We start from the raw sequence: 10,406 nt of genomic DNA on the forward strand, positions 1-10,406 counted from the left end.
GCACCCGCGCTCACCTTCTTCGAGGGGACCGCGGGAGCGGCCGCCACCGCCTCGCCGCCCTGCCGCGCGATCGTGAGCAGCGCGCCCAGCTCCTCCCGGGTCAGGTCGCGCAGATCGCCCGAGCGCAGGGTGCCCAGGTGCAGCGGCCCGAACTGGCGCCGGACGAGCTCGATCACCGGGTGGCCGACCGCCGCCATCATCCGGCGGACGACCCGGTTGCGACCGGAGTGCAGGGTGATCTCGACGAGCGAGGCGTTCGAGCGGCCCTCCGGCCGGCCGAGGAGACGCGCCTTGTCGGCGGCCACCGGTCCGTCGTCGAGCTCGATCCCGGTGGTCAGCGTCGCGATCGTCTGCGGGAGCACCTGCCCGTGCACCTTCGCGATGTAGGTCTTCGTCACTCCGAACGACGGGTGCGCGAGGACGTGGGCGAGCTCGCCGTCGTTGGTCAGCACCAGCAGGCCCGAGGTCTCGGCGTCGAGACGCCCGACGTTGAACAGCCGCTCCTCGAAGTTCTTCGTGTAGAGGCTGAGGTCGGTGCGTCCGTTCTCGTCCGCCAGCGAGCTGACGACGCCGATCGGCTTGTTGAGCATGACGTAGCGGCGCGAGGTGTCCAGCTGCACCGCGACCCCGTCGACCTCGATCCGGTCGGTCGCCGGATCGATGCGGCGGCCGAGCTCGTCCGCCACCTCGCCGTTGACGCGGATCCGCCGCGCCACGATCATCTCCTCGACCACTCGTCGGGAGGCGACCCCCGCTGCCGCGAGGACCTTCTGCAGTCGTTCGCCGTCGGGGCCGCTGTCAGGCGCGCTCATCGAATCCGTCTCTTCCGTCGCTCAGTAGGGGGGAGATCTTCGGCAGCTCGTCGAGCGAGGTGAGGCCGAGGTGCACGAGCAGCTGCTCGGTGGTGCCGTAGAGGACCGCGCCCGTCTCGGGGTCGTGGCCGACCTCCGCGATGAGGCCGCGGCCGAGGAGGGTGCGCGCGACGGAGTCGACGTTGACCGCGCGGATCTGCGCGACCTGACCGCGCGAGACCGGCTGCTTGTAGGCGATCACGGCGAGCGTCTCGAGCGCCGCCTGCGAGAGCCGCGTCGGGTTCTGCGTCAGGACGAAGTCCTTGACCACCGGGTCGTACTCGCGGCGCACGTAGATCCGCCAGCCGGCACCGACCTCGCGCAGCTCGAAGCCCCGGCGGATCGCCCCGTCGGCGCCGTCGTAGTCGGCGACCAGGCGCTCGATCGACTGGCGGACCACGGCGATCGGCCTCGACAGCGCGGTCGCGAGGGAGGCGAGCGGCTGCGGCTCGTCCGCGACCATCAGGATCGCCTCGACCGCCCGGTCGATCTCGAACGCGACGGTCCCGGGGCCGGCGTCAGGAGTCATAGTCGGCTCCGAGCGCGGCGAGGCTCGCATCGCTCCACTGCTCGGCGACCCAGCGCAGCGTGAGCTCGCCGAGCGGCTCCGGCTGGTCGAACGAGATCGCGGCGTGCCGGTAGAGCTCGAGCACGGCCAGGAACCGCGCGACGATCACGCCCTTCTCGTCGGCGTCCGCGATCAGCTCGCCGAAGGTGGCCCTCCCGCGGGCGCGCAGCATCGCCACGACGTGCGCGGCCTGCTCCCGGATGCTGATCTGCGGGGCGTGCAGGTGGTCCAGGCCCACCGTCGGCAGCTCGCGCGGAGCGAGGGCGACGGTCGCGAGGGCGGCGAAGTCGGCGGGCGACAGGGTCCAGACGAGCTCCGGCTTCGCGGACCGGTACTCCTCCTCCAGAGGCACGTCCCGCACGTGGCGGGCGGTCTCGATCGCGATCCGCTCGGCGAACCACGACGACACCTGCTTGAAGGCGCGGTACTGCAGGAGCCGGGCGAACAGCAGGTCTCGCGCCTCCAGCAGCGCCGCGTCCTCCGCGTCCACGAGCTCGCCCTGGGGCAGGAGTCCGGCGATCTTCAGGTCGAGGAGCGTCGCGGCGACGACGAGGAACTCCGACGCGCGGTCCAGCCCCTCGAGCGAGTCGATCCCGTGCAGGTACGAGAGGAACTCGTCCGTCACGGCGCTCAGCGCGATCTCGGTGATGTCGACCTGCTGCTTCGCGATGAGGCTCAGCAGGAGGTCGAACGGACCCTCGAAGTTGGTCAGCGCGAGGTGGAACCCGGTGGGAGCGGCGCGCTCCTCGAGGAGGACCTCAGGCGACCGCGCCACGCGAGATCAGCTCCCTGGCGAGCTTGCGGTACGCCTTCGCGGCGTTGTGCTCGGGCGCGAACTGGGTGATCGGGACGCCGGACACGCTGGCGTCCGGGAACTTCACCGTGCGGCCGATCACCGTTTCGAGCACGCTGTCGCCGAAGGCGTCGACCACCCGGTCGAGCACCTCCCGCGAGTGCAGGGTGCGGGAGTCGTACATCGTGGGCAGGATGCCGTCGAGCTCGATCACCGGGTTGAGCCGGTCGCGGACCTTGTCGATCGTCTCGATCAGCAGGGCGACGCCGCGCAGCGCGAAGAACTCGCACTCGAGCGGGATGAGGACGCCGTGGCTCGCGGTGAGCGCGTTGACCGTGAGCAGGCCCAGCGAGGGCTGGCAGTCGATCAGGATGACGTCGTAGTCCGCGCTCACCTTGCGGAGCACCCGGGCGAGGATCTGCTCGCGCGCGACCTCGTTGACGAGGTGGACCTCGGCGGCGGAGAGATCGATGTTGGCCGGGATGACGTCCAGGCCCGGCACGCGGGTCCTCCGGATCGCCTCGGCCGGGTCCTTCACGGTGCCGAGGAGCAGGTCGTAGATCGTGATGGCGTCGTAGGTGGTGACCCCGAGGCCGGCCGAGAGGGCGCCCTGCGGGTCGAAGTCGATGGCCAGCACGCGGCGGCCGTACTCGGCGAGGGTCGCGCCCAGGTTGATGGTCGTCGTCGTCTTGCCGACGCCGCCCTTCTGGTTGCAGAGCGAGATGATCCGAGCGGGGCCGTGACCGGTGAGCTCCACCGGCAGCGGGAAGTCGCGCAGGGGGCGGCCGGTCGGGCCGAGCGTCGGGGCTTCGAGACCGGTGAGCTCGGCCTTGTCGTCCGTCTTGCGTGTCACCTGCGTCGTCCTCGCTTCCGTGGCGGCGTGCGCTCCCGCGCGGCCTCCGACGAGTGTACCGGCGCCCCGCTCCCCGGCCGCCGCGCCCCGCCGCGCGGGGCCGCGGCTCTAGCGCCGCGCTCGCGGGTGCGCGGACGTGTAGACGTCCCGGAGCGTGTCCGCCGTCACCAGCGTGTAGATCTGCGTCGTCGCCACCGAGGCGTGCCCGAGGAGCTCCTGCACCACGCGGACGTCGGCGCCGCCCGCGAGCAGGTGGGTCGCGAAGGAGTGCCGGAAGGTGTGCGGCGAGATCTCCCGGTCCAGCCCGGCCTTCTCGGCGACGGCGCGGATGACCAGCCAGGCGCTCTGCCGCGACAGGCGGCTCCCGCGGACCCCCAGGAAGAGCGCCGGCGTCGCGCGTCCCCTCCGCGAGAGCTCGGGCCGCGCACGCACGAGGTACTCGTCGACCGCCTCGCGGGCGAAGCGGCCGAGCGGCACCATCCGCTGCTTGGACCCCTTGCCCGTCAGCCGCACCACCTCCGCGGCGACCACGTCGTCGACGTTCAGGTCCACCGCCTCCGAGATGCGCGCGCCCGTCGCGTAGAGCAGCTCCAGCAGGGCCCGGTCCCGCAGGTCCGCGAGCTCCTCGCCGCGCGCCGCGTCGAGCAGTGCCGCCATCTGCTCGACCGTGACCGCCTTCGGCAGGGTCATCGGGACCTTCGGCGGCATCACGTCCCGGGCAACGTCGTCCGCGACGACCCCCTCCTCGAGGGCGAAGCGGTGCAGCCCTCGGACGCTCGAGAGGATCCGTGCGCGCGAGCTCGCCGCGAGCGGCCGCTCCGGGCGTGCGGCCAGCCAGGAGGAGAACTCCCCCAGGTCGACCCGTCCGAGCTGCGCCAGATCGACGGTCCCGCGCTCCTCGAGCCAGCCGAGGTAGAGCTCCAGGTCGCGCCGGTAGGCCGCGAGCGTGTGCGCCGAGAGCCCGCGCTCCACGCTCGCCTGCCGGAGGTACGCCTCGGCGCAGGCGCGGGGGCTCACCCCCGGGGGTGGCGGACCCGCGGGTGGCGCGTCCACGGCGAGGACGCGTCGCCCAGCCCGTCCCAGTCGCGCGAGCGGAACGCGTGCGCCGCGAGCACCGCGATCGTCAGCGAGGGGTTCTGCACCCGGCGGGCGAGGACCGCCTCGACCGCCTCGTCCAGCGGCACCCACCGCAGCTCCATGTCCGCCTCCTCCGCCTCGCGGTCGAAGGCGGAGCCGGTGGACGAGAGCCCGCGGGCCAGGTAGATCCGGATGACCTCGTCGCTGCCGCCCGGCGAGGTGGCGAACTCCGAGAGCAGGTCCCAGCGCTCGGCCTGCAGGTCCGTCTCCTCGCCCAGCTCCCGCTGAGCGGCGACCAGGGGATCCTCGCCCTCGACGTCGAGCAGGCCGGCCGGGATCTCCCACTCGCGGGTGCGGACAGGGTGCCGGTACTGCTTGATCAGGGCGACGCGGTCCTCGTCTTCGAGGGCCAGCACGGCGACGGCTCCCGTGTGATCGAGGAACTCCCGGCGCAGCTCGCCGCCGCCGTAGCGGAACGTCTCGGCGCGGACGCCCCAGACCATCCCGTCGAAGACGCGCTCACTGGTCAGGACCTCCGGCTCGACGAGCTCGTCCGACAGCGGCTCACTCATCGGCGCCCGCCTCCGATGCCGGGAAGAGGCGCGAGGCCTCCTGGCGCTCGAGGGCGGCGGTCACGAGGCCGCGGAAGAGCGGGTGCGCGGCGTTCGGGCGCGAGCGGAGCTCCGGGTGCGCCTGCGTGCCCACGTAGTAGGGGTGCTTCTCGCGGGGCAGCTCGACGTACTCCACGAGGTGGCCGTCGGGCGAGAGGCCCGAGAACCAGAGCCCCGCCTCGGCGATCCGGTCGCGGTAGCGGTTGTTGACCTCGTAGCGGTGACGGTGGCGCTCGGCAGCCTCAGGTGCGCCGTACACCTCGGCGACGATCGAGCCCTCGGCGAGCTCGGCCGTGTAGAGGCCGAGGCGCATCGTGCCGCCCATGTCCCCGGACGCGAGGATCTCGACCTGCTCGGCCATCGTCGCGATGACGGGGAACTCCGTCTCCGGGTCGAACTCCGACGACGAGGCCCCCTCGAGGCCGGCCTCGTTGCGGGCGTACTCGATGACCATGCACTGCAGGCCGAGGCAGAGCCCGAGGGTCGGTATCCCGTTCTCCCGCGCGAAGCGCAGCGCGCCGAGCTTGCCCTCGATACCGCGGATGCCGAAGCCGCCGGGCACGCAGATGCCGTCGAGCTCGGAGAGCGCCTTGGCCGCAGCCTCGGGGTCCTCGAGCCCGTCGGAGGCGATCCAGCGGATGGCGACCTTCGTCTGCTGCGCGAAGCCGCCGGCTCGCAGAGCCTCCGTCACCGAGAGGTAGGCGTCGGGCAGGTCGATGTACTTCCCGACCAGGCCGATGGTGACCTCGTGCTTGGGCTCGTGCACGGCCTCGAGCAGTCGCGACCAGCCGTCCCAGACGACCTCGCCGGCCGGGAGGCCCAGCTGGTCGATGATGTAGGCGTCGAGGCCCTGCTCGTTGAGCATCTGCGGGATCTCGTAGATCGACGCGACGTCCTTGGCGTTGACCACGGCCTGCTCGTCGACGTCGCACATCAGCGCGATCTTGCGCTTGTTCGACTCCGACACGGGCCGGTCGCTCCGCAGCACCAGCGCGTCCGGCTGGATGCCGATCGAGCGCAGCGCCGCGACGGAGTGCTGGGTGGGCTTGGTCTTCTGCTCGCCGGAGGCGCCCATGAAGGGCACCAGCGAGACGTGCACGAAGAAGACGTTGCGGCGGCCGAGCTCGTGGCGGACCTGGCGGGCCGACTCGATGAACGGCTGGCTCTCGATGTCGCCGACGGTGCCGCCGATCTCGGTGATGATGACGTCCGGCTGCGGGTCGTCCTCCGACTGGAGGCGCATGCGCCGCTTGATCTCGTCCGTGATGTGCGGGATGACCTGGACCGTGTCACCGAGGTACTCGCCGGCGCGCTCCCGCGCGATGACCCGCGAGTAGATCTGGCCGGTCGTGACGTTCGCGGCCTGGTTCAGGTTGATGTCGAGGAAGCGCTCGTAGTGGCCGATGTCGAGATCGGTCTCGGCGCCGTCGTCGGTCACGAAGACCTCGCCGTGCTGGAACGGGTTCATCGTCCCCGGGTCCACGTTCAGGTACGGGTCGAGCTTCTGCATGACGACGCGCAGCCCGCGCGCGGTCAGCAGGTTGCCCAGGCTCGCGGCCGTGAGTCCCTTGCCGAGCGAGGAGACGACACCGCCGGTGACGAAGATGTGCTTCGTGATCTTCGAGGGGGCGTCCTGCCCGGCCGTCGAAGCGTTCCGGGTCGAGGACCTGGAGGAGCCCTCGGGATCCGAGGGAGAAGAAGAGGAAAGGCCCGCGTTCGTAAAGTCCACCACGGGGTTCCACCGTAACAGCAGAACGGCGGCGGCGGACCGTCCGGGACGGATCGATGTCGTCCAGGGCCGCTCGCGATCAGCCCCGCCGACTCGATTCGAGGAGCTCCCGCGCATGAGCGAGAGCGTTGGCGGAGTCGGTGAGCCCCGAGAGCAGGCGCGCCATCTCGGACACCCGCTCCTCGGAGTCGAGCTGCGTCACGGCGCTCGAGGTCACCGCGCCGTCCGAGCCCTTCTCGACGCGGAGGTGGTTCGTGGCGAATGCGGCGACCTGCGCGAGGTGGGTCACCACGATGACCTGCGACGTCTCGGCGAGCCGCGCGAGCCGTCGGCCGATCTCGATCGCCGCCGCTCCGCCGACCCCTGCGTCGACCTCGTCGAAGACGAACGTCGGCACGGGGTCGTTGGCGGCGACCACGACCTCGATCGCGAGCATCACCCGCGAGAGCTCGCCTCCCGAGGCTCCGCGGGCGAGGGGCCGGGGTGCGGCCCCGGTGTGCGGCTGGAGCAGCATCTCGACGGAGTCGCGCCCGTGGATGCTCGGCTCCCCCGCGGCCGTCACCTTCACGTGCAGGCGCGCATCCGCCATGGCCAGCGCGGTGAGCTCGTCGCTGACCCGCTCCCCCAGCTCGGCGGCCGCCGCGGTCCGCAGCTCGGTCAGCCGGGTCGCGAGGCGGTCGACGAGGTCCGCGTCGGCCGCGGTGTCGGCCTCGAGAGCCGCGATCCTCTCGTCGTCGCCGTCGAGCTCGAGCAGGCGGAGTCCGGAGGAGTCCACCAGGTCGAGCACGTCGTCCAGCGTCGGTCCGTAGGTGCGGGCGAGCAGGGACAGCTCCGCCCGACGGTTCTCGATCAGCTCCAGGTCGTGCGCGCCGTCGAGGTCGAGCTCCGCCAGGTACGAGGAGAGCCCTCCGGCGGCGTCGACGAGGAGCACCGCCGCCTCGCCGAGCGTCTGGACCGTCGGCTGCAGCGCGGCGTCGTGCTCGGCCGCCCGCTCCAGCACGCGCCGCGCCGTCTCGAGGAGCCCGAGCGCGTCCCGCCCGTCCAGCTCCTCGGACGAGATCGCCTCGCGGGCCTCGCCGGCGGCGAGCCGGAGCTGCTCGATGCTCCCGAGCCGGGCGGACTGCGCCGCGAGCTCGACGTCCTCCCCGCGCTGGGGGGCGACCACCTCGATCTCGGCGAGGGCGGAGCGGAGCCGTTCGGCTTCGCGGGCGCGCGTCTCCCGGGCCTCGGTGAGCGAGTCGAGCTCCTCCCGGTTGGCCCGCCAACGCTCGAAGGCGCTCGCGTAGTCGCGGAGGGCGTCGGCGAGACCGGGTCCGCCGAACCGGTCGAGCGCCTCGCGCTGCGCCGCGGCGGAGCGGAGGCGGATCTGGTCCGACTGCCCGTGCACGACGACCAGCTGATCGGCGAGCTCGCTCAGCACGCTGACCGGTGCGCTCCGGCCGCCGACGACGGCTCGCCCGCGTCCCTCCGCCGAGACGGACCGCGCGAGGAGCAGCTCCGGGCCGTCGAGATCGCCGCCGGCGTCGTGGACGCGCTCGGCGACCGGGCCCTCCTCGGGGACCAGCCAGCGCCCCGACACCCAGGCCTGCTTCGCTCCCGAGCGCACCGCGGACGCGTCCGAGCGCGCGCCCAGCACGAGGCCGAGCGCCGTGACCACCATCGTCTTGCCGGCGCCGGTCTCGCCGGTGACCGCGGTGAAGCCCGGTCCGAGCGGGAGCGTCGCCTCGGCGATCACTCCGAGGTCGCGGATCTGCAGCTCTTCGAGCATCGGGCCTTACTCCGTCTCCGCCGACCCCCGCCATCCGCGGATGGGGAGACCGAACTTGTGCACGAGTCGATCGGTGAAGGGGGCGTCGTGCAGGCGTGCGAAGCGCACGGGCACGGGCGAGCGCCGGTAGACGACGCGCGCTCCCGGCGGCAGCTCGTAGGCGCGCCGGCCGTCGGCCCAGAGGACGCCGACGCCGTCGGTCCTCTCCTTGACCTCGACGGCGAGGCTCGACGACGGGCCCACGACGAGGGGCCGCGCGAAGAGGGCATGGGCACTGAGCGGAACGAGGAGCATCGCCTCGACGGTCGGCCACACGACGGGGCCGCCCCCGGAGAAGGCGTAAGCGGTGGAACCGGTCGGAGTGGACACGACGATGCCGTCGCAGCCGAAGCTCGACAGCGGACGTCCGTCGACGCCCACCATGACCTCGAGCATCCGCTCGCGGCTGCCCTTCTCGACGGTCGCCTCGTTGAGCGCCCAGGTCTCGTAGACGACGGCCTCGTCGATCTTGACGCGCACCTGCAGGGTCATCCGCTCCTCGACCGCGTAGTCGCCGTCGAGCGCACGGGCGACGGCGTCGTCGAGATCGTCCCGCTCGCTCTCCGCGAGGAACCCGACGTGGCCGAGGTTCACGCCGAGCAGAGGGGCCGTCCCGGACCGGACGATCTCCGCTGCGCGGAGGATGGTCCCGTCCCCGCCGAGCACGAACACGAGCTCGATGGACTCGAGCGGGACGTTGGACCCGAGCACGGCGACGTCGCTCAGATCCGGAGCGACCGCGACGATGTCGCCCTTGTCGTCGGCGCAGAGGACGGGGTGGGCGCCGGAGTTCCGGAGGCGCTCGACGACGAGGACCGCCGCATCGAGGGAGTCCGTCCGTCCGGTGTGGGCGACGACGAGGATGTTGCGCTCGTCACGAGGGGACTGCATCGAGGGTGTGTCCTTCTGGTCGGTCGACAGCGGCGGACACGATCGCGTCATCCGGTGGTGAGCGCGGTGACCGCGTCCCTCCATTCTGTCGGAATCGTTCCGCGGTCGCGGTGGAGGTGCGCCAGATACTCGCGATTCCCAGCGCCCCCCGGGAGTGGCGACTCGGCCAGCCCGACGACGCCGAGCCCCAGGTCCCACGCCGACCACAGGACGTCCGAGAGGGCTTCGCGACGCAGCTGCGGATCCCGGACGATCCCCTCCCGCACTCCCAAGCGGCCGACCTCGAACTGCGGCTTCACCAGCACCACGAAGTCGGCGAGCGGATCCACGGAGGCGGCGACGGGAGGCAGAACCATCCGCAGGGAGATGAAGGACACGTCGGACACGACCAGGTCCGGGACGATCTCGGTCCTGGCGGCTTCGGCGAGCCGGGCGGCGGTGAGATCCCGCGCATTGAACCCCTCCACCACGTGGACGCGATCGTCGGACCGGATCCGGGGAGCGAGCTGCGCGTGCCCGACGTCGAGGGCGATCACCGAGGCGGCGCCGCGCTCGAGCAGGACCTGCGAGAACCCGCCCGTCGACGCCCCGACGTCGAGAGCGTTCCGGCCGGCGACTCGCACCGTCGCGAAGGTGTCGAGGGCGGCGAGCAGCTTGTGGGCGGCCCGGCTGACGTAGTGGTCGAGGCCGGCGACCGCGACGTCCTGATCGTCGCGGACGCGGATCGAGGGCTTCAGTGCAGGGACGCCGTCCACCGTCACCAGACCGTCGGCGATCATCCGAGCGGCATGGGTGCGGGACCGGGCGATGCCCCGTTCGGCGAGAGCCGAGTCGAGTCGCGAGTCTTCGGTCATCGGTCGCGGTCGGCGTTCTCGAGTCGGATGCGCAGCTGCTCCTGCAGCTGGACGTATCCGGCTGCCCTCTTGTCGAGCGCAGTCTGCTCGATCCGGAGGAGCTCGTCTGACAGGACGTGTTCCTCCACGACGTCGAAGCCGTTCTGGAGCGGCCTCGATTCCGGAGAGGGCGTCGGGTCGTGCTGAGTCATCGCTGCTCCTCGTTCCGGAGTCGGGCGACGACGGTCATCGTCGCTCCGGCCGGCCCTGTTCGTCCTCGAACAGAGACCGACCGGTTAAACAGCGATGGCCACCCATTTCTGGGTGGCCATCGTGAATGGTGTCCGGCGGTGTCCTACTCTCCCACAGGGTCCCCCCTGCAGTACCATCGGC

10 protein-coding genes and 1 pseudogene are annotated in these 10,406 nt (G+C 71.9%); all 11 read right to left on the reverse strand.

The annotated features are described in order from the left end of the window. Nucleotides 1–53: 53 nt before the first annotated feature. A pseudogene (locus C5C50_RS09435) lies at nucleotides 54–812 on the reverse strand (pseudouridine synthase); the annotation flags it as partial. Then, nucleotides 799–1,380, reverse strand: a complete 582-nt coding sequence (scpB, locus tag C5C50_RS09440) for an SMC-Scp complex subunit ScpB (protein ID WP_104225420.1) — start codon at nucleotides 1,378–1,380, stop codon at nucleotides 799–801. The gene scpB and the pseudogene C5C50_RS09435, both read right to left, overlap by 14 nt. Beyond that, a complete protein-coding gene (locus C5C50_RS09445) occupies nucleotides 1,370–2,194 on the reverse strand; it encodes a ScpA family protein (protein WP_104267431.1) in 825 nt (274 codons plus the stop codon). The genes scpB and C5C50_RS09445 overlap by 11 nt, the downstream gene beginning before the upstream one ends. After that, nucleotides 2,178–3,065 carry a ParA family protein gene (locus tag C5C50_RS09450; RefSeq protein ID WP_104222502.1) on the reverse strand — a complete coding sequence of 296 codons (888 nt, stop codon included), beginning with the start codon at nucleotides 3,063–3,065 and terminating at the stop codon, nucleotides 2,178–2,180. The genes C5C50_RS09445 and C5C50_RS09450 overlap by 17 nt, the downstream gene beginning before the upstream one ends. Before the next feature lie 108 nt (nucleotides 3,066–3,173). After that, entirely contained in the window at nucleotides 3,174–4,082 is a 909-nt protein-coding gene (xerD, locus tag C5C50_RS09455) for a site-specific tyrosine recombinase XerD (RefSeq protein ID WP_104273321.1), read from the reverse strand. Further along, complete coding sequence (locus C5C50_RS09460) at nucleotides 4,079–4,714, reverse strand: NUDIX hydrolase (protein ID WP_104273322.1); 636 nt, start codon at nucleotides 4,712–4,714, stop codon at nucleotides 4,079–4,081. Before C5C50_RS09460 ends, xerD begins: the two co-directional genes overlap by 4 nt. After that, nucleotides 4,707–6,371, reverse strand: coding sequence for a CTP synthase (locus C5C50_RS09465; RefSeq protein WP_104222604.1), 1,665 nt, complete (start codon nucleotides 6,369–6,371; stop codon nucleotides 4,707–4,709). Before C5C50_RS09465 ends, C5C50_RS09460 begins: the two co-directional genes overlap by 8 nt. A gap of 190 nt (nucleotides 6,372–6,561) precedes the next feature. After that, entirely contained in the window at nucleotides 6,562–8,250 is a 1,689-nt protein-coding gene (recN, locus tag C5C50_RS09470) for a DNA repair protein RecN (protein ID WP_104222499.1), read from the reverse strand. A gap of 6 nt (nucleotides 8,251–8,256) precedes the next feature. Further along, nucleotides 8,257–9,180: an NAD kinase gene (locus C5C50_RS09475; RefSeq protein WP_104273323.1), complete on the reverse strand. Its 924-nt coding sequence runs from the start codon at nucleotides 9,178–9,180 to the stop codon at nucleotides 8,257–8,259. Between the two features lie 47 nt (nucleotides 9,181–9,227). Further along, entirely contained in the window at nucleotides 9,228–10,034 is an 807-nt protein-coding gene (locus C5C50_RS09480) for a TlyA family RNA methyltransferase (RefSeq protein WP_104273324.1), read from the reverse strand. Then, nucleotides 10,031–10,225: a hypothetical protein gene (locus C5C50_RS09485; RefSeq protein WP_104261116.1), complete on the reverse strand. Its 195-nt coding sequence runs from the start codon at nucleotides 10,223–10,225 to the stop codon at nucleotides 10,031–10,033. Before C5C50_RS09485 ends, C5C50_RS09480 begins: the two co-directional genes overlap by 4 nt. Nucleotides 10,226–10,406: the final 181 nt, after the last annotated feature.

This window comes from Rathayibacter sp. AY1D9, assembly GCF_002932395.1.
Classification (GTDB): domain Bacteria; phylum Actinomycetota; class Actinomycetes; order Actinomycetales; family Microbacteriaceae; genus Rathayibacter.